This window comes from Rhizobium pantanalense (genome assembly GCF_030182525.1).
GTDB lineage: Bacteria > Pseudomonadota > Alphaproteobacteria > Rhizobiales > Rhizobiaceae > Rhizobium.
Genome location: NZ_JAQJCH010000018.1, coordinates 19,321 through 42,115 on the forward strand (window position 1 = coordinate 19,321; position 22,795 = coordinate 42,115).

The 22,795-nt window shown below is 58.0% G+C and carries 22 protein-coding genes; 13 read left to right on the top strand and 9 right to left on the bottom strand.

Going from position 1 to position 22,795, the window contains the following annotated elements:
* The first annotated feature begins 82 nt into the window (after positions 1-82).
* Positions 83-661: an alpha/beta fold hydrolase gene (locus PH558_RS31610; protein ID WP_285208222.1), complete on the top strand. Its 579-nt coding sequence runs from the start codon at positions 83-85 to the stop codon at positions 659-661.
* A 339-nt stretch (positions 662-1,000) separates the two neighbouring features.
* Here PH558_RS31610 and PH558_RS31615 read toward each other — a convergent pair whose 3' ends face one another.
* Genes PH558_RS31615 through PH558_RS31630 form a run of 4 tightly spaced genes read right to left on the bottom strand, consistent with a single transcriptional unit; the run spans position 1,001 to position 4,452 of the window.
* Positions 1,001-2,068 carry a 4-oxalomesaconate tautomerase gene (locus PH558_RS31615; protein WP_285208223.1) on the bottom strand — a complete coding sequence of 356 codons (1,068 nt, stop codon included), beginning with the start codon at positions 2,066-2,068 and terminating at the stop codon, positions 1,001-1,003.
* Positions 2,061-2,732: a 4-carboxy-4-hydroxy-2-oxoadipate aldolase/oxaloacetate decarboxylase gene (locus tag PH558_RS31620; protein WP_095438243.1), complete on the bottom strand. Its 672-nt coding sequence runs from the start codon at positions 2,730-2,732 to the stop codon at positions 2,061-2,063. Before PH558_RS31620 ends, PH558_RS31615 begins: the two co-directional genes overlap by 8 nt.
* 1 nt (position 2,733) lies before the next feature.
* Positions 2,734-3,696, bottom strand: coding sequence for a VOC family protein (locus PH558_RS31625; RefSeq protein ID WP_095438244.1), 963 nt, complete (start codon positions 3,694-3,696; stop codon positions 2,734-2,736).
* A 21-nt stretch (positions 3,697-3,717) separates the two neighbouring features.
* Complete coding sequence (locus PH558_RS31630) at positions 3,718-4,452, bottom strand: PIG-L deacetylase family protein (RefSeq protein WP_285208224.1); 735 nt, start codon at positions 4,450-4,452, stop codon at positions 3,718-3,720.
* Between the two features lie 287 nt (positions 4,453-4,739).
* On the opposite strand from PH558_RS31630, the gene PH558_RS31635 reads away from it, so the two are divergent.
* From PH558_RS31635 to PH558_RS31680, 10 genes are all read left to right on the top strand, one after another.
* On the top strand, positions 4,740-5,594 hold the full coding sequence (locus tag PH558_RS31635; protein WP_285208225.1) for a branched-chain amino acid ABC transporter permease: 855 nt from the start codon (positions 4,740-4,742) through the stop codon (positions 5,592-5,594).
* Entirely contained in the window at positions 5,594-6,643 is a 1,050-nt protein-coding gene (locus PH558_RS31640) for a branched-chain amino acid ABC transporter permease (RefSeq protein ID WP_285208292.1), read from the top strand. Before PH558_RS31635 ends, PH558_RS31640 begins: the two co-directional genes overlap by 1 nt.
* Positions 6,640-7,395: an ABC transporter ATP-binding protein gene (locus PH558_RS31645; RefSeq protein WP_285208226.1), complete on the top strand. Its 756-nt coding sequence runs from the start codon at positions 6,640-6,642 to the stop codon at positions 7,393-7,395. The genes PH558_RS31640 and PH558_RS31645 overlap by 4 nt, the downstream gene beginning before the upstream one ends.
* Entirely contained in the window at positions 7,388-8,098 is a 711-nt protein-coding gene (locus PH558_RS31650) for an ABC transporter ATP-binding protein (protein WP_285208227.1), read from the top strand. The genes PH558_RS31645 and PH558_RS31650 overlap by 8 nt, the downstream gene beginning before the upstream one ends.
* A gap of 114 nt (positions 8,099-8,212) precedes the next feature.
* Positions 8,213-9,382, top strand: coding sequence for an ABC transporter substrate-binding protein (locus tag PH558_RS31655; RefSeq protein WP_285208228.1), 1,170 nt, complete (start codon positions 8,213-8,215; stop codon positions 9,380-9,382).
* A gap of 71 nt (positions 9,383-9,453) precedes the next feature.
* On the top strand, positions 9,454-10,338 hold the full coding sequence (locus PH558_RS31660; RefSeq protein ID WP_095438250.1) for an NAD(P)-dependent oxidoreductase: 885 nt from the start codon (positions 9,454-9,456) through the stop codon (positions 10,336-10,338).
* Positions 10,335-11,594, top strand: a complete 1,260-nt coding sequence (locus PH558_RS31665; RefSeq protein ID WP_285208229.1) for a LysR family transcriptional regulator — start codon at positions 10,335-10,337, stop codon at positions 11,592-11,594. The genes PH558_RS31660 and PH558_RS31665 overlap by 4 nt, the downstream gene beginning before the upstream one ends.
* Before the next feature lie 266 nt (positions 11,595-11,860).
* The gene (locus PH558_RS31670; RefSeq protein WP_285208230.1) at positions 11,861-12,010 is read left to right on the top strand and encodes a hypothetical protein; all 150 of its coding nucleotides are present in this window, start codon (positions 11,861-11,863) and stop codon (positions 12,008-12,010) included.
* Between the two features lie 422 nt (positions 12,011-12,432).
* Positions 12,433-13,710, top strand: a complete 1,278-nt coding sequence (locus tag PH558_RS31675) for an MgtC/SapB family protein (RefSeq protein WP_285208231.1) — start codon at positions 12,433-12,435, stop codon at positions 13,708-13,710.
* Between the two features lie 176 nt (positions 13,711-13,886).
* Positions 13,887-14,678: a hypothetical protein gene (locus tag PH558_RS31680; protein ID WP_095438252.1), complete on the top strand. Its 792-nt coding sequence runs from the start codon at positions 13,887-13,889 to the stop codon at positions 14,676-14,678.
* Between the two features lie 44 nt (positions 14,679-14,722).
* On the opposite strand, the gene PH558_RS31685 is transcribed toward PH558_RS31680, so the two are convergent.
* The 5 genes from PH558_RS31685 to PH558_RS31705 form a co-directional block, all read right to left on the bottom strand.
* Positions 14,723-15,862 (bottom strand): HlyD family secretion protein, encoded by a 1,140-nt coding sequence (locus tag PH558_RS31685; RefSeq protein WP_095438253.1) that lies wholly within the window; start codon positions 15,860-15,862, stop codon positions 14,723-14,725.
* The gene (locus PH558_RS31690; protein ID WP_285208232.1) at positions 15,859-16,164 is read right to left on the bottom strand and encodes a DUF3302 domain-containing protein; all 306 of its coding nucleotides are present in this window, start codon (positions 16,162-16,164) and stop codon (positions 15,859-15,861) included. The genes PH558_RS31685 and PH558_RS31690 overlap by 4 nt, the downstream gene beginning before the upstream one ends.
* A 242-nt stretch (positions 16,165-16,406) precedes the next feature.
* Positions 16,407-17,849, bottom strand: a complete 1,443-nt coding sequence (locus tag PH558_RS31695) for a DUF1254 domain-containing protein (protein ID WP_285208233.1) — start codon at positions 17,847-17,849, stop codon at positions 16,407-16,409.
* Positions 17,846-18,025, bottom strand: a complete 180-nt coding sequence (locus tag PH558_RS31700) for a hypothetical protein (RefSeq protein ID WP_285208234.1) — start codon at positions 18,023-18,025, stop codon at positions 17,846-17,848. The genes PH558_RS31695 and PH558_RS31700 overlap by 4 nt, the downstream gene beginning before the upstream one ends.
* An 82-nt stretch (positions 18,026-18,107) precedes the next feature.
* Positions 18,108-19,469, bottom strand: a complete 1,362-nt coding sequence (locus tag PH558_RS31705; RefSeq protein ID WP_285208293.1) for a DUF1254 domain-containing protein — start codon at positions 19,467-19,469, stop codon at positions 18,108-18,110.
* A 329-nt stretch (positions 19,470-19,798) separates the two neighbouring features.
* Here PH558_RS31705 and PH558_RS31710 point away from each other — a divergent pair, with 329 nt between their 5' ends.
* Together PH558_RS31710 and PH558_RS31715 are read left to right on the top strand one after the other, a co-directional pair.
* Positions 19,799-20,944 (top strand): alpha/beta hydrolase, encoded by a 1,146-nt coding sequence (locus PH558_RS31710; protein ID WP_285208294.1) that lies wholly within the window; start codon positions 19,799-19,801, stop codon positions 20,942-20,944.
* Positions 20,945-21,133: 189 nt separating this feature from the next.
* Positions 21,134-22,777, top strand: coding sequence for an arylsulfatase (locus PH558_RS31715; protein WP_285208235.1), 1,644 nt, complete (start codon positions 21,134-21,136; stop codon positions 22,775-22,777).
* Positions 22,778-22,795: the final 18 nt, after the last annotated feature.

A 22,795-nucleotide genomic window follows, 5' to 3' on the forward strand; every position in this document is an offset into this window, starting at 1 on the left:
GGCCCACCGGCGCGCGTGCGCATATCATCGCGCCGGCTGTGCCCGGCCCTATCCACTCTCATCCGATGCCTGGAAGGACCAGATGTTCTTCCTGCTGCAGAACGGCTATCGCGTCATCGCCCACGACCGTCGGGGTTTTGGCCGCTCGAGTCAGCCATCCAACAGCTACGACCATGATACCTTTGCCGACGACTTGGTCCAACTGGTCGAGGCGCTCGATCTGCGCGAGGCGACCTTTGTCGGCCACTCGATGGGCGGTGGCGAGGTCGCACGCTATGGCCAGAACCGCGTTGCCAAGGTCGCCTTCGTGTCGTTGGTGACACCGTTCCTGCTCAAGACCATAACCAACCCGACCGGTGCGCCGAAGGAGTTGTTCGACACCTTCCGCGCAGCCGTGCAGGCCAACCGGTCTCAGTGGAATCTCGACGTCACCATGCCGTACTACAGCTTCAACCGTCCGGGCGCACGCATCTCGGAAGGCCTGCGGGAGAGCTACTGGCGTCGTCAGGGGCAAGCAACCGGTTTTCTTACCGCCTACCATGCGCTTGGCGCCTTCTCGGAGACGGATTTCCGCGATGACCTGAAGAAGATCGGCGCCCGGCACTGGTTGTCGACAGCAGCGATGATCAGATCGTCCCGCTGGAGATCTCCGCGAAACTGACAGCCGAGCTCGCTTCGCATGCCAAGCTCATTGTCTATGAAGACGCTCCCATGGATTGGTGCATGTCGACAAGGACCGCTTGAACGCCGACCTGCTGGCATTCCTTCGGAGCTGACGTGCATGGTCTGAAAGACCGGAGGCTGGCCGTAACCCCGCCCCCGGCTCTCTACGCTCTTCATGGGATACGAACCGATAGCCCGCAACAATTGACTTGGGGACTTCCATCTTCACGATGTCAAAGACGATCCCAGACGCCATACTGTGTTGCTTGTCTACACTGATCGACGATCACCTGCCGCGCCTACTAGCAAGATCGCAAGACTTGATATCAGGGCCGAGCTAGGCCTGGATAGGAGCTGGAAAGACCCTACCGTCAAACAACTTTCGGGCGGTTCGGATGGTGCCTGCCCCTCGGATCCCCCCATCGCCATCGAGATCGAGAAAGATTTCCATGTCTCCGGTCGGGTGCTCGATCCTGTAACGCCCGTCGGCGGGCGCAGTCGAAAGCGCATGCGCGGGGGACCCGGCCAGTTGCGTGCTGGTTGCCACCGTTACTGCGGCAAGCACGCCGACGGAAGCATGCACGCGGTGAGGAATGAAGCTGCGAGTGTTGATCGCACCTCCATGCCGCGGTTGCGAGACGAGCGTCATCTTCGGGACAGATGCAGCACTGACGTCGCCGAGGTTCATCATTGGTCCGGCTTGCAATCGAATGGATTCTATTCGCCATTTGGCGACGTCGTTGCTCTCCAATTCCTCACGCGTCTCCTCACCGGTTAGACCGAAATCCGACGCTCGCATGATGACGCAGGGCATGCCGTTATCAATCAGCGTTACCTCGATGCCGTCGATAATATCGACCTTGTTGCCGGTCGGCAGTAGCGCTCCACACATCGATCCCTCGGTATTCGTGAACAGGATTGGAATTGCAGCATGATGTCCTGGCACCCCGGCAATACTGGTCCCGCCCGCGTAGCTTACCTTTCCGCCCGGCGTTGCCACCTTGGCAACCGCGACCTCACCGGAATTGACCATGTGGATTCTGACGGGGGTGACCTCGCCCGCGGCGGACACCAATCCCCGCTCGATAGCGGCGGGGCCTATGCCGGCCAGGATGTTGCCGCAGCCCTGAGCGTCGCTGACAAGCGCCTTATCGACGAAAACCTGCAGGAACAGGTAGTCCACATCCGCATCGTTCCGGCTCGAGGGCGAAAGCAGGGCGACCTTCGAGGTCAGCGGATCAGCTCCGCCGATCCCATCGATCTGGCGAGAATCCGGCGACCCCATAATGGCAAGGAGCAAAGCATCGCGCTCCTGCTGATCGGCGGGAAGATCGGTGGCGAGGAAATAGGCTCCCTTCGATGTGCCGCCGCGCATCCAAAGGCAGGGGATGCCGTCCTCATACATATTTAAGGCCCTTCTCCGCCAGTTTGCCTCGCATGTCGTAGATGTCGAGGCCAAGCTCGCCCGCGGCGAGCCGTTTGCGTTTCGCTTCCTCGTTGGCGATCCGCTTCTCGGCCGCCACTGCGACTTGTTCGGCCTCCGCTCGCCTGACGACGCAGACACCATCATCGTCGGCGATGATAATGTCCCCGGCATCGACCAGCGCGCCTGCACAGACGATCGGGATATTGACTGAGCCAAGCGTCTCCTTAACCGTTCCCTGAGCCGAAACGGCTTTCGACCACACAGGAAAACTCATTGCCGTGAGATCGCGGATGTCGCGGACACCTGCATCAATGATCAGCCCGCGGCATCCGCGAGCGCGCGCAGAAGTCGCCAGCAGATCCCCGAAATAGCCGTTGTCGCAAGGCGAGGTCGGCGCAAGAACCAGCACGTCACCTTGCCTGATCTGCTCGATCGCAACATGGATCATCCAGTTGTCGCCGGGAGGAGCAGAGATCGTCACCGCCGATCCCGCGATCTGAGCGCCCGGATAGATGGGACGCATGTAGCTTGCGAGCATTCCCTTGCGGCCCTGGGCTTCATGGACGGTGGCGACGCCCGCCGAGGCAAGTCGATCAATGATCGACGCATCCGCGCGTTCGATGTTCTGTACGACGACACGCATATCAGTCTCCCTTTGTCCCTACCGGTGGCGTGCCGTGGGTGTGAAATGTCTCAATGGTCTTCAATCCCCAGGCCTGTCCCTTCTTGCGCTCAGTCTCGGTCCAGACGACCGGCTCCCAATCCGGCGCAAGGATGAGGCGCGCACCCGCGTTGGCAAGTTCGACTCGGTTACCGGCCGGCTCCCAGACATAGAGAAAGAAGGTTCCCTGAATGGCATGCTTGTGAGGGCCGGTTTCGATGTGAACACCGTTTTCCAAGAATATGTCGGCAGCACGCAAAATGTCTTCGCGGCTGTCCGTTGCGTAGGTGACATGGTGCAGGCGCGCGTCTCCGCGGCCATGCTCCTCGGTGCATGCAAGGTCGTAGCCCTTGTTGTTGATCGTGAACCAACAGCCGCCGATCCGCCCATTGTCGAGCTCAATCATTTCAGTGACACGAGATCCCAGGCAGGTCTGCATGAACCGCCTGAAGTCCGAAACATCCGAAGCCAAAAGGTTCAGGTGATCGAGACGCCTCGGATGGCAGCCCTGCCCATGATAGCGCGACGCGATGTTCTTCAGCGCCGGCCTTTCCGCATCGGAAGGACGGAAGCGCACCGTGTCATAGTAGATCTCGAACACATGCCCGAAAGAATCCTCGAACCGGAAGGAACGACCATGGCCCGGATCGCCGTCAGTCCAGCCGAGCACTTTATAGCCGCTCGCCTCGATCGCCTTCACTCGCCGGTCGAGCGCCTCGGGAGACGATGCCCGATAGGCAATGTGTCCGACGCCCGTCGTATGGTGGCGCGTGAGCTTGAGCGTGTGGAATTCATAGTCGTCCCACGCCCTGAGATAGGCGGAGTTTTCATCCTGGCCGGAAAGTGTCAGGCCGTAGACCCGCAAAAAGAAGTCGAGACTTTCATCGAACTTGTCCGTGTACATCTCGACATGCGCCAGATGCGCAATGTCGAAGCATGGTTCCATTTCCGTCCTCCCCTGGGCCGATCAAAGCTCGTCGACGGTTCGCGGAAACACCGACTGGAAGCCCTCCGCATATTTCGCAGCCCGTCCGCCCGACTGCCCGCCGGAGTTCCGCTGAAAATGATTGGCCCGGTTCTGGGCGACCCGTGTATAGAACTCCCAGAGGTGTTCCTGGCCTTCCATGCACTCGATCGCCGCGCGCTTTTTCTCCCAAACCGAGGTGATATCAAGGAAGACATCCGGCTTCCATCCCATCTGCTCCGTCTGATGCGGTTCAAAGAGATAGAGCTGCGGCGCGCCAAGAACCTTCTGACCGGGATTATGGCCCCAGGCCTGAGCAATCATCCGTGTCTCGAGAGCAACCTGTGTCGCGTACATATGGTCCGTGTTGTAAGGATCATATTGCGAATGGCTGAGCATGAAGGAAGGCTGCACCTCTCTGATCACATCGACCAGACGGTACTTGTTGTCGTCGGTCAGCCGTAACGGATAATCTCCAAGATCGAAGCTGATAAGATTGTGCACGTCAAGCGCCTGCGCGGCGCGCTCTGCCTCGGATCGGCGAGCGGCCTTCACGCGTTCGAGCGTCATGCCCGGTTCTTTCCAGAGCTTTGCCGATTCCCCGCGCTCACCGAAGGAAAGGCAGACGACGGTCACCTCGTAGTCCCTCTGCGCGTGTAGCGCGATTGCGCCGCCGCACCGCCAGACGAAATCAGCCGCATGTGCGCTGATCACCAGCGCAGTCTTCTTTTCCGACATGTGATGCCTCCTTACTGATCGATCGGGATTTCATGCCTGAAGCGCTCGTTTGCCAATTTGGAATTGCGATCGAAGCGATAAGTTTTCGCTATAGGAGAATTGCCCGCGGGCTCGAAAAGATCACTGCTATAGCTTTTTCTTATATCTTGAAGACCATTTTGAAATAGGAATTCCGCCCTCTTCCCGACACCCTAGGAACGGAAACGAGCTCGGACGATCTCATCCGGGCCATCAACAAGACGTGCGCCTGCCATATCGATTAGAGGCGGCTGACACGGGGAGGAGAGATGCTGACCCTTCTGTTCGATGGGCTTGCCTATGGAATGCTATTGTTCGTCCTCTCATGCGGGCTGGCTGTCACGCTCGGTCTGATGAACTTCATCAACCTGGCGCACGGCGCCTTTGCGATGGCGGGCGGCTACGTCACTGTCGTCCTGACCAATCGCTGGGGCGTGCCGTTCCTGCTGACGCTGCCGAGCGCCTTCATATTGACGGCCGTCATCGGACTTGTCCTTGAGCGGACACTCTATATCAGGCTCTTCGACAAGACCCATCTCGACCAGGTCCTCTTTTCCATCGGGATCGTCTTCATCGCGGTCGCCGGTATGGATTATCTGATGGGCTCCCAGCAGCAGATTCTCGACCTTCCGGACTTCTTGAAGGGCCGCGTGAATGTGCTTGGCGTCGGTATCGGCGTTTATCGTGCGTTCCTGATCGTCACTTGCGGCGTGCTTGCCGCGTGTCTGCAATTCGTGCTGAGCCACACGCGTTTCGGAAGCCAGCTACGGGCGTCCGTCGATGACCGGCGCGTGGCCCGTGGCGTCGGTATCCGTGTGAACACGATTTTCGCGGTAACTTTTGCTGTTGGATCGGGTCTGGCAGGACTTGGCGGAGCACTTGGTGCTGAAATCCTTGGCCTGGATCCGACCTTCCCGCTGAAATTCATGGTCTATTTTCTGATCGTCGTCTCCGTCGGCGGAACGTCCAGCATGACGGGGCCGCTGGTCGCCTCTATCCTGCTCGGCCTGGCTGATGTCCTTGGTAAATATTATGTCCCATCGCTTGGCGGCTTCATCATCTACATCGTTCTCGTGGCCGTGCTTGTCGTGCGCCCGCAAGGACTGTTCACGAGGGCCGGATGATGTCGCTTTCCGCCAATATGCAAGATCCGCTCGTCAGTTCGGTCAAGGAAAGCCTTCGGCGGCAAACCCGCTGGCGCGCACTTGAGATCGCGTTCTGGATCGCAGCGGTCGCTGCCTGGTTTGTCCTGCCGGGCAAGCATCTCATCCTCACCGAGATTGCGATCTTCGCCCTCCTTGCATTGTCGATCGACCTGATCATCGGATTTGCCGGTATCGTGACACTGGGCCAGGCCGCGATGTATGGTGTCGGCGCCTACGCCAGCGGCTTGTTCTCAATCCATGTGACCGGAGAGCCGTTGACCGGCCTCCTTGTGGCAGCCTTTGCCGGGGCTGCCGTCGCGCTGCCAACCAGCTTCCTGCTTCTGCGCGGTGCGGATCTTACGCGACTGATGGTGACGCTCGGTGTCGCGGCCGTCCTGCTCGAAATCGCCAATCAGGCCACCTGGTTAACCGGCGGCGCCGATGGTCTGCAGGGTATCACCATCCAGCCGCTGTTCGGCACGATCGAATTCGATCTCTATGGGCATGTTGGTTATGCCTACAGCCTTTCGGTTCTCTTCGTCCTTTTCGTTCTCGCCCGCTACATCGTCGCTTCCCCCTTCGGCAATTCGCTGAAGGCCATCCGCGACAATCCGTTGCGAGCATCGGCCGTCGGTATCCCGGTAAAGGGTCGCCTCGTCGCAATCTACACGCTGGCTGGAGCCTATGCCGCCGTAGCCGGAGCACTCTTCAGCCAGACGCAGCAGTTCGTTTCACTTGACGCGCTTTCCTTTCAGAAATCCGCCGACGGCTTGATGGTCCTCGTCATCGGCGGCACAGGATACCTCTATGGTGGCCTGATCGGAGCTCTGGTCTACGAACTTATCCAGGACGCGCTCTCCTCGATCACACCGCAATATTGGCAGTTCTGGCTCGGCATGCTGCTCGTCGCCTTCGTCATGATCGGGCGGGATCGGCCAAGGCAGATCGTCGAACGATTCACCGCAAAAGCGCTCGCCATGCGCAAAACGCCAACATCGGCCAAGGCCTCGGCGGGAGGAAAATCATGACCCTCCCTGCCCTTGAGACACGAGGCCTCAATAAGACATTCGGCGCGCTGAACGCTACGACAGACGTCAACTTCCGGCTTGAACCCGGCGCCCGCCATGCTCTGATCGGACCGAACGGTGCCGGCAAGACGACCTTCATCAATCTCCTGACCGGCGTCTTACAACCGTCCAGCGGTGACGTCATTCTTCACGGGGAGAGCATCATTGGCCTCAAACGTGAGCGCCGCGTTCGGAAAGGCCTCGTACGCACGTTCCAGATCAATCAGCTCTTTGCCGGGCTGACGGTCATAGAAAGCCTCGCGCTCGTCATCAGCGAACGCAGCGGGCGCGGATGGAACTGGCTGCGACCGACACATGCCATTGCCGGCATTGAACAGGAAATCGCGGCTCTGCTGAAAGACTTCGGCCTTGATGGCGTCGGAGATGAAAAATGTCTCGCCCTTCCCTACGGCAAGCAGCGCCTTCTCGAAATCGCGCTGGCAATCGCCTGCCGCCCGCGCGTCCTGCTGCTCGACGAACCGGCCGCCGGCGTTCCCGAGGCCGATCGAAAGGAAGTGATGCAACACATATCGAGGCTGTCGTCGGACGTATCGATCCTTCTGATCGAACACGACATGGATCTGGTGTTCAATTTCGCCAATAGAATCTCCGTCCTTGTCGCCGGCACCTTGTTTGCGGAAGGTAGCGTCGATCAGATCGCGAGGGATCAGCGCGTAAAGGAAGTCTATCTCGGAGGGGCCGCGCATGGCTGAGCTCCTGCGGATCGAATCCCTTTCTGCCGGATATGGCAAGGCGACCGTCCTTCACGGCGTCAGCCTGTCGGTCGAGCCTGGAACATCCGTCGCACTTTTGGGGCGCAATGGCGTTGGCAAGACGACGATCCTTAATACGATCGTCGGCCTGACCCGATATCGATCAGGGTCGATTCGGCTGCGGGGCACCGACATTCAGGGCATGTCCCCCGAACGGCGCGTCGAAGCCGGCATCGGTTGGGTTCCACAGGAGCGTGGAATTTTCCGATCGCTGACAGTCGAGGAAAATATAACGGCGGTTGCCCGACCCGGCAGGTGGACGCTCTCAGCAATCTACGATCTTTTCCCGCGACTGAAGGAACGGCGATCGAACCTTGGAAACCAGCTCTCCGGCGGGGAGCAGCAGATGTTGTCAATCGGTCGCGCGCTCGTACTTAATCCAATCCTTCTGCTTCTCGACGAACCGACGGAGGGGCTGGCGCCGATTATCGTCGAGGAACTTCTCGCGGCCATCCGCAGAATTGTCCGCGACAAGGGACTTGCGGCAATCATCGTCGAACAGCACGCACAGCAACTGCTCGCAATAACCGACAAGGCAATCATCCTCGACAGGGGAAGCGTCGCCTATTCCGGTGACAGCGGCCACCTTGCAGAGGATAGCCAGACACTGGGCAAATTCCTTGGCGTGGGCGCAACCGAATAAGGAAGCGTCGGCCGGACTGCAAGCCGAAATCAGAATGCAAATGAGACGAAACTAAAGGATGGGCTGCGGGGAGAAGTCTTTCCGCATGTCAGACAAAGAAAAAAGGAGGAGAGAATGAATACCAAAAGGATTATTGCCGGCACCATGGCCGCGCTTGCGATCATGGCCGCCACGGCCGCCACATCCAGGGCGGAAGACACTGTCAAGGTCGGCGTCGTCATCCCGATGACCGGGGGCTTCCAGTCGAATGGACGGCAGATCAACGCAGCGCTCAAGACCTATGTCGCGACCCATGGAGAGACCGCGGGCGGCAAGAAGGTCGAATTTATCGTCAAGGACGATGGCAGCTCCGCCGACAACGCCCTGCGCATCTCGCAGGAACTCGTCACAAGCGACAAGGTTTCAATCCTGACGGGGTTTGGCAACACGCCAACCGCCCTTTCGGTTGCGCAGATTTCCAAGCGCGCCAAGATACCGCAGATCATCATGGTTGCGGCAACGTCCTCGATCATGAAGGCGTCGCCCTACATGCTACGCACCTCCTGGACCATTCCGCAGGTCGCAAGCGTCATCGGCAAATGGGCGCCCGAAAACGGCACGAAGAAGTTCGTCAGCATCGTCTCGGATTACGGTCCGGGTGCAGACGCAGAAGAATGGTTCTCCAAAACACTCGAAGCCAACGGCGGTTCCGTGATCTCTAAGCTGAAGGTTCCGCTCGCAAATCCGGATTTCGCTCCGTTCCTTCAGCGCGCCGCCGACGAAAAGCCGGAAGGCCTGTTCGTCTTCGTCCCGACCGGCGCGGGCGCAGCGTTCATGAAGCAGTTCGTCGAACGCGGACTGGACAAGTCCGGCATCAAGGTCGTCACGATGGCCGACGTCACCGACGACGACCTTCTCAACGATATGGGCACTCCGGCCCTTGGCGTCATCACCGGCGGGCCTTACTCGACGAACCATTCGTCGCCGGAGAACCAGACCTTTGTCGACGCCTTCAAGAAGAACAATAACGGCATGCGCCCGAACATGGTCGCCGCGGCAGCGTGGGACGCACTCGATCTCATCTACAAAACGCTCGACAAGACGAAAGGCGACGCCTCTGGCGACACCTTTGTGAAGGCAGCGGAAGGAATGCAGCTTCAAAGCCCCCGCGGCCCGATTTCGATCGACCCACAGACGCGCGATATCGTCCAGAACATCTACATGCGCAAGGTCGAGAAGGTCGGCGACGAATTCTACAACACGGAATTCCAGACGATCGAAAACGTAAAAGATCCGGCGCACTAGTTCATGCCGGGGGCGGAGCATTGTTTCCGCCCCCTTCAAAACCGTGCCGCAATGAAGGATGGAGGTACGTAATGACAATAGGCCTAATCGGTTTTGGCGAAGCGGCGCAGGCTTTCGTCTCGGGATGGCGTTCGGAAATCTTGGGCGTGGGAGGGCATCGCACCATCTCGACCTTCGACTTGAAAGTCGAAGATCCCACTCTTCGAACGGGACTGCGTGAAACATGCGAGAGCCTTGGTGTCCACTGCGCTGACAATCCGGCCGAGGCGCTTGCAGCCAAAAGGATCGTGTTCAGTCTCGTGACAGCCGACAACGCTCTGCAGGCGGCCGAGCGTGCGGCAAACTTTCTGGCCGCTGGCACTCTCTATCTCGATTGCAATTCCTGCTCGCCGAAAACGAAGACGATGGCTGCCGGAATCGTCGAAGCGGCTGGAGCCGTCTATATCGACGTTGCGGTCATGTCTCCCGTACACCCTGCCTGCCATCGTACGCCACTCCTGCTATCAGGCGCCGCAGCCGAGCAGGCACAGGCCGCACTGACGGAATTGCATATGAATGCAAAGCCTGCCGGCGGCAACGTCGGAGAAGCATCATCGATCAAGATGCTTCGCTCCGTCATGATCAAGGGTTTCGAGGCATTGACGGCCGAATGCTTTCTGGCCGCACGAAGGGCAGGCGTGGAAAAAGCGGTGCTTGCCTCTCTGCAATCCTCCGATCCAGGGATAGACTGGAACAAGCGGGCCGCATACAACCTTGAAAGAATGATGGTTCACGGAAGGCGGCGCGCTTCAGAGATGGTCGAAGTCGCTGCCACCCTGAGGGAATTGGGACTGCCAGACCGCATGGCCGTTGCGACCGCAGACTGGCAGCGTCAGATCGGTGAACTCGCGATTCGACCCGAGGCGAGTACCCTCGAAGCAAGAACCGACATGATCTTGGAGTCCTACCCGGATTGAACGACGAGAGACCTTCGACAGCGCAAATCCAGCACAATCTGCGGCATCTGCGGGTCTTCCTTGCCGTCATAGACACCAATTCCGTGACCAAGGCTGCCGCAACCAGCCATCTCTCGCAGCCGGCAGTGACGCAGGCACTCACAAAAATCGAGCGTGAGCTGAGGACGACATTATTCACCAGAACGCCTCAGGGCCTGTTTGCAAATTCACAGGGCGCGCTTCTCGCAAAGCGAGTGAAACGGGCGTTCGCCTATCTCGACCCGGCATTGAACGAACTCAGTCCGCGCCTGAAATTGGTTGCGACCACTTCGCAGCTTCGTGCATTAATCGCGGTGCGCGAGTGCGAGAACTTCACCCTTGCGGCGAAGAGACTTGGCGTGGCACAGCCGACCGTCCACAGAGCCGTCACCCAGCTGGAGGAAGAAGCCGGACGCACGCTCTTCGAACGAACGTCCTATGGCATCGTCGCCACAAAGGCGGCGAATTCGGTCGCGCAGGCGGCGCGTCTCGCATTGGCGGAACTGGCTCAAGCCGAAGTGGACCTTGCCGAGGCAAACCAGGAGGAGGCCGGGACCATCGTGATCGGCGCGATGCCGCTTTCGCGATCTTTCGTGCTCCCCAGAGCGATTGCCGAGTTCCGAAAGCATCGCCCACGCATGCCGATCCATGTCCTTGAGGGTCCCTACGCTGATCTGCTTGCCGGGCTTCGACGCGGTGAGATCGACTTCCTCATCGGGGCGCTAAGAGAACCCGCCCCAATCGGCGACATCGAACAGCGGTTCTTATTTACCGACACGATCGTCGTTGTCGCCGGCACTGCGCATCCGCTGGTCGGACGAACAAAGCCCACGCTCGAAGAACTCGCATCCTATCCCTGGGTCGTCGGGCAGAAGGGGACGCCGATCCGCAAGCATTTCGATGCACTGTTCGGAGAGCCGGGGAAGCAACCGAGCAGCATTGTCGAATCCAGCTCCCTTATCCTGATGCGCGAACTCCTCACTCGCACAGATCATCTGGGCTGCATTTCCTACCTGCAGGCGCAGGCCGAACTCTCCCGGGGACTCATCAAGGCGTTGCCACTGGATCTGGAACACACGGCAAGACCGATCGGTCTGACATTGCGGATGAATTGGCTGCCCACAACCGCGCAAACGCTTTTCCTGGATCTCGTTGCTTCCACCGACATCAAGACGATGACGGCAGAGGGCTCTGAAGGGCGTCTCTGGTACGCCCGCCAGGCAGTAGACGATGGATAGCGTCGCAACATCCTCGTGCATCAGATTGAAAGCGGACTTCATCGACGGCAGGGAAAGGCCCCGACCAATTTCGCTCGAACACTGCCCGCGCCGCAGTCTGAACTCGCCCAGGAACTAATCAAAGATAACTTGAGCAGGGATTGTTCGAGCACCTACGCTCTCTGATCCTTGAGCTCGGCAAAAGCTTTGCGTTCGTCAGTAGCCAGCATCCACTCGAGGTTGGTGACTAGGACTACTATCTGGATCTTCTGTTCTATCACTTGCGGTTGCGCTGCTTCGTCGTCATCGAGTTGAAGATCGAGGACTTTAAGCCCGAACCGCGCCGCCCATGGATTGGATGTCGCCCCTGGCGATGCCTCCGAAGCAACCGAGATTGCGACCGCATTCCTTGCCGAGCTCCGAGCGATCCGCGATAGATAGTTATCGTCAAGTAGAGCACCCGCAGTGAGCAGATTCCAAGGGTGAAACGCGCAATGCACTACCGTCCATCTCTTTGCTCTTGAAGGGGTATGAACTCGGAGACCTAGATCCAGCCGCCCCGAACGGGTCCGGGTCGCGAGGCGATTCGCTCTGCTATAAAGCGTGCAGCCATTTACGCAACAATGGAGCAAAACTGAAATTTTTTGCGACAACCCGAAGTCACGGCGAGTATAAATGCTCGCCACAGCATTAAAATGTCTCTTCGCAGGCTCGCGGATTTTGGCTAAAAGATTGACAAGATCATGCTCGCATCGCTTGCAATCACAGCCAGCTTAGTCAAGCGAAGCTGGTTTGCTGCAGTCCTTTGTTGTCACGATTAGCGCCACAAAACATGCGGCACGGCTCCGAAAGGAATTGGATGGAGAGCATAGAACCTTTCGAACGACTTGGTCTGGCGCTCGCTATTGGGGCGATCGTCGGTGTCGAACGCCACTGGCGAGAACGTGACGAAGGCGCAGGAAAGCGAACCGCCGGGATCCGCACCTTCATGATCGCGGGCATGCTCGGCGGCCTTTCAGGAGTCATCGAACAGGCGCTTTCCGAGCCGCCGGCACGAGACGGCCTGGTCGTCGTTGCCATGTTCGCGATCTTTAGTGTGATCTTCGCCCTTTATCAGGTTCGGGAGTCGATCGCTGAGGGAAATTTCAGTGTTACAACTGTCGTCACTGCCATGACAACGTTTGCCCTGGGAGCCCTGGCCGTATTGGGTGACACGCGATTGGCAGCAGCCGGCGGCGTGGCGCTGGTGGCAATTCTGGCCAGCCGAGAGATATTGCATCGGTTTGTTCGCGCCCTGAGCTGGAATGAATTGCGATCGGCGGTGGTTTTTCTTGCCATGACTGTTATTGTTCTACCTATCCTGCCGACTGCCCCGCTCGGCCCGTTCGGCGGAATTTCCCCTTCTCGGACTTGGCAGTTGGTAGTCCTTCTTGCGGGGATCTCCTTCGTGGGTTACGTAGCCGTCAAAACGCTTGGGCAAGTTCGCGGCGAACTCGTCTCGGGCGCAGTCAACGGCTTGGTGTCGTCAACCGCGATTGCCGTCACGAATGCCCGCCTCAGCGCGGCAGGGCATTCGGCCGCGCTGCTGGCTGCCGGCGCCACAGCCGCAAATACCGCCTCCTACCTCAAAGTCCTTCTTTATATAACCATCCTTGCCCCCTCCATCGCCGGTCGCCTTGGAGCATCCCTGGTTGCCGGTGCCTTGGTGATGGCAGCATTTTCATTGCTGTTTGCGAGGAACAACACTGCTGAGCACGCTCAATCCGGCACACGAAATCCGTTTGAACTGCTTTCCGTTTTGAAAACTGCCCTCCTGCTTGTAGCCGTGGGTTTTCTGGCCAGGGCCGCGGCGGCGTGGTTCGGAGAATCCGGTTTGCTCGTCGTCTCGACGCTCTCGGGCCTCGCAGATATTGACGCAATTACCGTGACGATCACCGGCCTCCTTGACACAATAGGCACCGAGTTTGCTGCAATTGCTCTCGGCGCAGCCGTCATTGCCAATACAACGGCAAAGGTGGCATATGCTCTAGCGTTGGGTGATCGCGCCTATAGTGGACGCTTTACCTTGGCCAGCGTCTGTGCGCTCCTAGCGGGCATCGTCATGTTCAAAGCGACGCCGATGATCGGGTGGGTATGAATGGAACACCTGCCGAAATAACGGTCAGCTGGCCGGTTGCTCGCGCTGAATGAACCAAAACCAAGTATCAGCGCCTTCCACTCGCAGCTAACGAACCCCGTTACGCAGCATTTACGGTAACGTACTTCCCTCTCCCGCTTTGAATGCCAGTATGGCAACATCATCGGGAGCAAAAAATGAACCGCACCATCTTCCTGCTGGCGCTTGTCTCAGCGACACCTGTGCTCGCCGAAGACGATGTGGACGAACTGGCACGGAAGGTCTCCAATCCCGCCTCATTCATGGTGAGTGTTCCGGTTCACAGTGATTTCGATATCGGTCGCTGGGGTGATGGCAAAACCTATTCCGCCACGCTCGACATAGAACCGGTCATTCCGTTTGCACTGACCGATGATTGGAACATGATCTCTCACACTGACATCCCCATCGCCTATAGCGATCCCGTCGGCTCTGCCGGCGGGCGGCTCGGAATCGGCGATATCAGCCAGAATCTGTCGTTTACGCCAGCCCGCCACGGCCCCCTGGTCTGGGCGTTTGGACCGGAATTCTCATTGCCGACGGCAACGGATGATCGATTCGGGACGGGAAAGCTTTCCATAGGACCTTCGGGGCTCCTGCTACTGCAGACAAAGTCGATGAGCGTTGGTCTGTCGGCGGACCATCTATGGTCGGTGGCCGGCTCTGGCAGCAGGACGCGGGTCAATACAACGGAAATCCAACCCTTCCTGGCCTGGCATATCGGACAGGGACGGACGATCTCGACCAATATCGACTTTTCATACGACTGGGTGGCACACGACTATACGCTGCCCATATCCCTTTCCTTCTCGAAGATCATGAAATTCGGCGAACAGACGGTGAGCGTTTCCTTCGGTGCGAAATACTGGCTCGAAGGACCAAAAGACGGACCGCAATGGGGCTTGAAGGCAGGGCTCGTTTTCCTTTTTCCGCAAAAGAGCGGGAGCTAGACGGAATCCGCTCCAAAAGTCTTCTGCAAGCGTTCCAGCCCCTCCTAACGCTCGAAAACGAGATAGTTCTCCCAAGCCCTGATCCTCAATAGGATCCTGCGGATGATTGCAAACTCGATCCAGTGGTCGCTATAGACTGCAACCTCTGCGGCAGCCCCGCCGGGCAGATTGAAACGTGAGACATCCTCGAGAATGTCGACAATCAGCATCATCCGACCCTTGCCGAAGGGAGGGCTTGGCGAAAGTAGCGTTCCGGAGGGCTCAAGCTGTCCTTCGGCCATATATTGCAAGACATTCTCTACCCTCCCCTTGAAGACGCGGCCGGGGATGCCGGCAAAGGAAATTTCCGCCTCATCGCCAACATTCACCCGCTGCAGCGCAACCTGATCAAAGGACGCGGCAAATATCCTGCGGTCTGTATGGATGAACGTCATGACCGGCTTTAAGGGCAATGAGACAGCCATCATCCCAGGATGAAGGAAGACTTGTGTGGCGTAACCGTCCGTCGGCGCCTTGTAGACGCTCTGCTCCAGTTCGAATTCTGCTCTGGCAAGTTCGGCCTCGAGCTGGGCGACATTAGTGTCGACACCATCCACCTTGTTGTTGGCGACCAGTTCGGCCTGTTCGGCCTGGGCCTGTGCGGTGGCAAGCGACGCCTCCGCGGCAATGTAGGCGTTGCGCAAATCCTCGACCTGCTCGGTGGAAAACGGGGATCGTGTGGGATTTCGATTGGCGGCCGCGTGGCGCTCATAATCGTCCTTGGCCCTATCGCGGCTGGCAGCCGCCGCGTCGGCTGCGGCCTTTGCCGCCTTTAAAGCCGCCTGCTGCTCGGCGACAGCCTGTTCTGCCGCTGCCAAAGCCGCTTTCTTGCGCTTGACGGCATATTCGAATGGACGGGGATCGAGACGAAAGAGTACGTCTCCTTTCTTAACCGGCGTATTGGCCGTAACCGGCACGTCGATGACCTGCCCGTTGACAGTAGGGCTGATCGGCGTTGCGTAAAAGTAGATACGGCCGTCGGTCGAGAAGGGATGATTGTAGCTCATGAGCACCACGATCCCACCGACGAGGAAAAAACCGGCAACAACCGCCGTCGTGACAGTCCACTTTGTCAAGGGAACGCGCAGAAACCGAAACAGCACGACGCAGATAGCAATATAGATGAGGCAAAGCAGCGTGGTCATTCGATGGGCGACCTCCGTGCCAAGAGCTGCTTTTCCACTTCGGCGACGCGTGCCTGCAATTGCGTATGATCAGTGCCCCAGCCAAGATCAGGCCGATAGGCCATCGCCCAGATCCACAGGAAAGGCCAGATTGCATGCAGCGTGAAGAGGCTGACCCATCCAGCTGCCATGATCGCATCCTGATGAGGGTGATTTCTCGCCTTTGCGATCTCATAGGGAATATCGTGGATCGCGATCAAACCATAGACGAACACCAAGATGACGAAGATGAGGATTGCAAGTGCGATATAATCCAGGATCATCTTTGCTGCTCCACTTTGGCTCCCGTTCTTGCATGGCAGTGCCGCTCTCAATCGGCATACGGGATTGTAGATCTGCAAGGCCGCATAGAGCGATGACCTCGCCGATTTGCAGCCTTGGCGCGACTTCGTGCCGGAAGCCAGACCGTCCCTGGCTTTCCGGGCTATTTCATCCCTTCGGATGACCGATCGTGTGACACGCGACGCCTTCGCGCGCTGACACGTCCACGAGCCGACACGGCGCCCTATTTCACCTCGACGAAGTCAGCTGGCTTCCAGGTACCATCGAAGGCGGGCTTGTCTGGGCCGTAGATACGAATATAGGCAAACCAGCCTCGTCCGGGAACGGTTTTGATCCATCGGCCCTCCTGGCCCTGAGGGGCTGTCGGTCCGAAGTAAAGATCGACCGCATCGCTGCCCTTGACATCCTTGAGTTCGAACAGCGAGCGGAGCGCTGCCTTGCCCTGGTCCGTCTGAACCTCCGATCGGGTTTGCGCGTCATAGGCCGTGACCGACCAGAAGAGCTTGCCGGGAACCGGCTGCGGGATCGATAATTTGTAGGTCTTGCCACCATCAAGCCAGGCGCCCGTTGCGTCGCGCGCTCCCAGCCAATAGAGGGAGCCTGCGCCTGCGGTGCGGCGGAACATCGCCGGTGAGGTGACGATTGCCTGCGCAAACCAGCGATCGCGCGCTTCAAGATCGACGCCCGCCGGCGTCTCGAATTGGGCGCTGCCTGGCACCAGACCGACCCATTCCCATTTGCGGTCGGGCCACGCGATCTTGTCGGCGCGGCCGCTGTCGAAGGCCGAAACCAGAAGCTGGTCGCGTCCGTTCTTCGCAGCCTTCTCTAGGATCGCTTTCATTCGATCGTCGGGCTTGAAGTCTTTGTCCTTTTCGATGCCAAGTGCCTGCAGCAATCCGTACATCGGCAGGAATTTTTCAACGACCGGCTCCTGCTGAATGATGTCATTCAGCTTCTGCCAGAACTGGATATTGTCTTCCCATTTGAGAGATGTGCTATCCAGATCCATCTTGGTGGTATCGACGAACTTCAATCTCTGCTTTGGATCCGCCAAAGGATAGACCTTGATCGCTTCGAGCGCTTTCAATGCCTTATCCTGATCACCTCCGACAGGAAGAGCACGCACTGCGAGCAGGTTTTTGTAGGTCGGTGTTCGCCCAACCAGATATCCCTTCGGGATCTTGCCCCGATAGTCGGGACCGACGATCAGGTGTTTTCCGCCCTTGCCCGCATCCGGCCCCGGTAATCCCATATCGAGAACCCAGCCCTGATTGTGGTCGTTGACCAGACCGATATAGGCGCCTGGCGGCAACTCTACGACAATAGGCCCCTTGGAGACATCAAGGGTTGCCGAACCGTAAGGCGTATCGGAATTCAACGTAAAACCAATCTGCCGCGGCCCTGCGGCGGCGCCGCCCATGGCTTCATTGTCATTAATGCCGACGGCGCGGTTACCATTAAAGATGCCTTCAACCGACACCGTCGGATACCAGAAGCGATAGGCGACGAGCGCGCGCTGAAGGTCGGCATTGTCTTGCGCCCTCGCACTAGTCTCAGCAGTCGGATAGCCCTGGTCGAATTTATAGGTCGCAGCTGTCTCCTGGCTGAGCGCAGCGGAGGCAAGCAGCGACGAAAGCAAGAAGGCGGTAGCGAAATTTCGCTTCATGATCGGTCTCCGTTCGAACTTTGCGAAAGGGTTGGTTCGGGTAATTTGACCTCGACGAAGTCTTCCAGCTTCCAGGATTGATCAAACCATGACTCCCCGGCGTAGAATTCGAGCTTGCCGATCCGGATATCAACGCTGCTCGGCGTCGTAATCTGCACCGGAATTTGTGTGGTCATCTCATAATCCGCAGCCTGTGCGGCGCCGGCGAGAACGCAGATGAAGGTAGCTGTGGCACATGCTCTCTTTATGCATTCCCCCTCACTTGATTTTTACGACGTCGTCAGGCTTCCAGCTCTTGTCGAAGAAGCCTTTGGTGGGACCATATGCGCGGAACATCAGTTCGAATTTCCGCTTGGGATCAGTGGGTATCCAGTTGGCCTCTTTGCCTTTTGGTGAGTTCGGTCCAAAGAACAGATCCACCGACCCGTCCGTATTCCTGGCAAGGTCTGGGATCTGGGAGGAACGGCTGGCGCGAGGGACATGCTTGATTAGCGCGTGCGTCTCGCGATCATAGGCAGTCACGGACCAGTATTGCTGCACGGGCACGTTTGCGGGCAGGTGCAATTTGTAAGTCTTCCCGCCGTCAAACGGGTGCCCGTCCTTGTCCCGGATCGAGATCGAGTAGAATTGGCCGGCCCCAAGCCGCTTGATGCCGATATAGGCATAGCTGTAGGCGACGCCGCGATGATCGACGGGATAAGCGTCCGGCTCGTCGAAATCGGCTTGCGCGGCCTTTATCAGATCGGGGTATGCCGGGAAGGTCCAACGGCTCGTGTCGGAGAAAAATGGCGGCAGACCTGAATCGTATTTCGCCTCGAGAAGCGCCCGCGCTTCGTGAATGCCCTTGGTCAATAGCAAGTTCATGGTCGCGTCTGGATGAAAGGGCTTGCCTTTCTCGATGCCGATCGACTTTAGCTGATCGATCATGATCCGGTCGCGGACGACCCATGGCTCCTCCTGGATCACACGATTGAGATTGTCGTAGAAACTTGCATCCCATCTGATGGTGGAATCGAACAATATGTCCTTCACGTCAGTAAAAACGGTCTCGGGCGGCGCGGCAGCATCCGAAAGGGGATAGACCTTGAGCTTCTTTCCGTAGTTGATTGATGCCTTGACGTCGGCGTCATTATGACTGGAAAGGTTCGATCGGAACAGCATATAGCCGCCGTAGACCTCCGATCGGAGCGGGATGTAGCCTTCTGGCGGGTTTTCCTTATACCCCGGTGGCAGGATCAGGAATTTTCCGCCCTTGCCCTTGTCGATCCCGAGCAGGCCGGCATCCTCCAGGGGCAGTTGCCATGCGGTCACAATATTGCCGTTGAAAGAGGCATTTCCTTCTGCCGGAGGAAGATCGAGTACGATTGGACCCTCCCTCGTGGTGAAGAACACCATGAAATAGAGTGCATCGGGATTAGGCGTAAGGGTCTGGTTTTTCCAGTCAAGCGGCCGGCCCCAATAGATCACCTGGCCGATTTTTCCAGCTGTCTTGCCGAGCATCTCCTGCCGCATGAGATCGTAGTTGACCGCAGGTATTCCCCACACTGCTGCCTGTACGGCCTTGCGCTCTATTTCATTGCTAAGCGTCCTATGGGCCGCTTCTTCAGCGCCATGGGCCAGATTTGCGACAAACAGAAAAAATATGAGGACGAATAGTCTCACGATGATGCTCTCTCAGCTTCTATTCGCGAGAGAGAAAACCAAGCCAATCGCCGACGGAAGTACGCAACGGTAAATGGTATGCCAGACCGCGTAAATTGACTGCCGTTTACAGTTGCGTACTTACCCGCGCGCGCGTGATTGCCGATGGTAGCCGGCAATTCAACAATGGAGCGCCCATGTATCGACACCTAGCCCCAAACAAGGTTCATCGTACGGTACGGGTGTGTGGGCGCCTCACCATCGCCGCATCGCTTCTACTTTCGGGCTGCGGTCACCCGACGGGTGTGATGACGCCCATCGCGCTCGGTCCCCCCGCCTTGAAGACGTCGCAGGTCGACATGCTGGTGGCAACGACCCGACAACCCTCGGGCAACCCGGCAACACTATTCAATGGCGAGCGCAGCCCAAAGCCCTATTTGACGGAGATTGCCGTCTCGATTCCAGCGAAGCGAGATCCCGGCACCGTCCAATGGCCAAAGCGCCTGCCACCCAATCCAAGCACGGACTTCGCCGTCACGCGTGTCAAACAGATCGACACGGTCTTGGAAGGCAGGGCATGGTTCAAGCAGCGTGTCGAGGATGGTCACGCGCTGGTCTTTATCCATGGCTTCAACAACAAATACGAGGATTCGGTCTTCCGGTTGGCGCAGATCGTTCACGATTCTCGCATGAAGGCGACACCGATCCTGTTCACCTGGCCTTCGCGCGCGAGCCTGTTTGCGTACGAATATGACAAAGAGAGCACCAACTATTCCCGCACGGCACTTGAGCAGGCGCTACGCATCCTGGCGCAAGATCCGAGCGTCAAGGACATCACCATCCTTGCCCATTCGATGGGAACGTGGCTTGCCATGGAGTCCCTGCGTCAGATGGGTATTCGCGATGGTCACGTCGACCGCAAAATTCGTGATGTAATCTTGGCTTCCCCGGATATCGACATTCAGGTTTTCGCCAAGCAGTTCGTCGAAATGGGCCGTCCCCGGCCCAAATTTACGATCTTCGTCTCTCAGGACGACCGCGCCCTTGCCGCGTCGAGCTTGATTACGGGACGTGTCCAGCGACTAGGTGCCATCAACCCGACGGAAGAACCTTATCGCTCACATCTGGAAAAGGCCGGGATCACGGCGATCGACCTGACGAAGGTGAAGAGCGGTGACAGCATGAATCATGGCAAATTCGCCGAAAGCCCGCAGATTGTCCAGCTTATCGGCCAAAGACTGATGACGGGCCAGACACTGACGGATTCCAACGTTCCCCTCGGAGAGGGCGTTGCTGCCGTTATCGGCGGCACGGCAAGAACGGTCGGAACGGTTGCCGCCACGACGATTTCGGCACCGCTCACCGTTGTCGAGCAGCCGAGAAAGAGCCGCCCGCAAACCGACGTCGGCGCAACCTTGACTGAAGACCCGGACTCAAAGCCGCTGACGCAATAAGTTCTTCGTATTTTACGGCAACATTTACTACGAACAATGTGCCCATTTACCGTTGCGTACTTCCGTGCACGTACATAAAGACGAAGTCTCTCCTTGCGTCGACTGACGACGATCCAGATGTGGCGGCATCCGTCCGCCCGACGACAGGGAGACCGTAATGTTCAACGACCGGATTGCCAGGGGGTCACAATGACCTCCGTTTCCAGAAAGCTCTTTTCCGCGACGGTCGCCGTCGCGATGACCTTGACGTCGACGACGTTCCTGACATCGGCCCATGCACAGACGGCGCCCGCTGGCACCACGGCGTCGGCCAATTCGGCGGCCTCCGCCAGACCGAACATTCTTGTGATCTTCGGCGACGACATTGGCCAGACGAATATCAGCGCCTATTCCATGGGGCTAATGGGCTATCGCACACCGAACATCGATCGCATCGCTCATGAGGGCATGCTTTTCACCGACTACTATGCCGAGAACTCGTGCACGGCCGGTCGATCCACCTTCATAACCGGACAGGCATGCCTCAGAACGGGTCTGTGCAAGGTCGGTGCACCGGGTGCGCCGGTCGGCCTCCAGGCTTCCGACATCACCATCGCCCAGGCACTGAAGCCGCTTGGCTACGCCACCGGCCAATTCGGCAAGAACCACCTTGGAGACAAGGATGAATATCTGCCGACCAATCATGGCTTCGATGAATTCTATGGCAACCTCTATCATCTCAATGCCGAGGAAGAACCGGAACAGCCGACATGGCCGAAGGATGACAAGGAGTTCCTGAAAGCCTATTCACCCCGCGGTGTCGTGAAGGCCTCGGCCGATGGCAAGATCGAAGATACCGGTCCTCTCACGAAGAAACGAATGGAAACAATCGACGACGAGACGACGGGCGCCGCGATCGATTTCATAAAGAAACAGGTTGAGCAGGGCAAACCCTTCTTCACCTGGATGAACACCACTCGCATGCACGCTTTCACCCATGTCCGCGCATCAATGCGCGGTCAAAGCGGCATGACTTACAATGAATATGCCGACGGCATGGTCGAACATGACGGCGACGTCGGAAAGCTTCTAAAGACACTTGATGATCTGAAGATCACCGACAACACCATCGTGGTTTATACGACTGACAACGGTCCTAACCAATGGTCCTGGCCGGATGCGGCAACGACACCTTTCCGAAGTGAAAAGGATACAAACTGGGAAGGTGCCTTCCGGGTGCCTGCCATGGTCCGCTGGCCGGGTCATATCAAACCAGACCAGGTTTCGAACCAGATGTTTTCCGGCCTGGATTGGTTCCCAACCCTTCTTGCCGCGGCAGGCGATGCCGACGTCAAGGACCGGCTGTTGAACGGCTGGAAGCCCGATGGCAGCAGTACGACCTTCAAGAACCATCTTGATGGCTACAATCAGCTCGATTATCTCACAGGCAAATCCGACAAGAGTGCCCGTAGCGAGTTCTTCTACTTCGATGACGACGGCAATCTCGTCGCGACGCGCTTCGACGAGTGGAAGGTTGTCTTCCATGAACAGCCCGCTCCCGGAGGGTTTGCAGTTTGGCAGACGCCTCTCACGACCTGGCGAGTTCCGAAGCTATTCAACCTCAGGATGGATCCCTACGAACGCGCCGACGTCGTCTCCGACCAGTACAATGATTGGCTTGTGCGCAGTGACTTCCTTCTCGTGAAAGCTCAGCTGAAGGCTGCCGCTTTCCTGGAAACCTTCATCAAGTATCCGCCAAGCCAGCGGGGAGCCAGCTTTAACCTCGAAGGCGTCCGCGCTCAGATCGACAAGGCCATCGATCAATCCTTCAAGGATCGCGGCATCGAAAAGTGAGAACCCATTGTGCGGGGC

What these genes read in the sequence shown, in the direction of transcription:
- PH558_RS31610 (WP_285208222.1), top strand. Translation starts at nt 83, where the DNA reads ATGTTCTTCCTGCTGCAGAACGGCTATCGCGTCATCGCCCACGACCGT.
- PH558_RS31615 (WP_285208223.1), bottom strand. Translation starts at nt 2,068, where the DNA reads ATGTATGAGGACGGCATCCCCTGCCTTTGGATGCGCGGCGGCACATCG.
- PH558_RS31620 (WP_095438243.1), bottom strand. Translation starts at nt 2,732, where the DNA reads ATGCGTGTCGTCGTACAGAACATCGAACGCGCGGATGCGTCGATCATT.
- PH558_RS31625 (WP_095438244.1), bottom strand. Translation starts at nt 3,696, where the DNA reads ATGGAACCATGCTTCGACATTGCGCATCTGGCGCATGTCGAGATGTAC.
- PH558_RS31630 (WP_285208224.1), bottom strand. Translation starts at nt 4,452, where the DNA reads ATGTCGGAAAAGAAGACTGCGCTGGTGATCAGCGCACATGCGGCTGAT.
- PH558_RS31635 (WP_285208225.1), top strand. Translation starts at nt 4,740, where the DNA reads ATGCTGACCCTTCTGTTCGATGGGCTTGCCTATGGAATGCTATTGTTC.
- PH558_RS31640 (WP_285208292.1), top strand. Translation starts at nt 5,594, where the DNA reads ATGTCGCTTTCCGCCAATATGCAAGATCCGCTCGTCAGTTCGGTCAAG.
- PH558_RS31645 (WP_285208226.1), top strand. Translation starts at nt 6,640, where the DNA reads ATGACCCTCCCTGCCCTTGAGACACGAGGCCTCAATAAGACATTCGGC.
- PH558_RS31650 (WP_285208227.1), top strand. Translation starts at nt 7,388, where the DNA reads ATGGCTGAGCTCCTGCGGATCGAATCCCTTTCTGCCGGATATGGCAAG.
- PH558_RS31655 (WP_285208228.1), top strand. Translation starts at nt 8,213, where the DNA reads ATGAATACCAAAAGGATTATTGCCGGCACCATGGCCGCGCTTGCGATC.
- PH558_RS31660 (WP_095438250.1), top strand. Translation starts at nt 9,454, where the DNA reads ATGACAATAGGCCTAATCGGTTTTGGCGAAGCGGCGCAGGCTTTCGTC.
- PH558_RS31675 (WP_285208231.1), top strand. Translation starts at nt 12,433, where the DNA reads ATGGAGAGCATAGAACCTTTCGAACGACTTGGTCTGGCGCTCGCTATT.
- PH558_RS31680 (WP_095438252.1), top strand. Translation starts at nt 13,887, where the DNA reads ATGAACCGCACCATCTTCCTGCTGGCGCTTGTCTCAGCGACACCTGTG.
- PH558_RS31685 (WP_095438253.1), bottom strand. Translation starts at nt 15,862, where the DNA reads ATGACCACGCTGCTTTGCCTCATCTATATTGCTATCTGCGTCGTGCTG.
- PH558_RS31690 (WP_285208232.1), bottom strand. Translation starts at nt 16,164, where the DNA reads ATGATCCTGGATTATATCGCACTTGCAATCCTCATCTTCGTCATCTTG.
- PH558_RS31695 (WP_285208233.1), bottom strand. Translation starts at nt 17,849, where the DNA reads ATGAAGCGAAATTTCGCTACCGCCTTCTTGCTTTCGTCGCTGCTTGCC.
- PH558_RS31700 (WP_285208234.1), bottom strand. Translation starts at nt 18,025, where the DNA reads ATGACCACACAAATTCCGGTGCAGATTACGACGCCGAGCAGCGTTGAT.
- PH558_RS31710 (WP_285208294.1), top strand. Translation starts at nt 19,799, where the DNA reads ATGACGCCCATCGCGCTCGGTCCCCCCGCCTTGAAGACGTCGCAGGTC.
- PH558_RS31715 (WP_285208235.1), top strand. Translation starts at nt 21,134, where the DNA reads ATGACCTCCGTTTCCAGAAAGCTCTTTTCCGCGACGGTCGCCGTCGCG.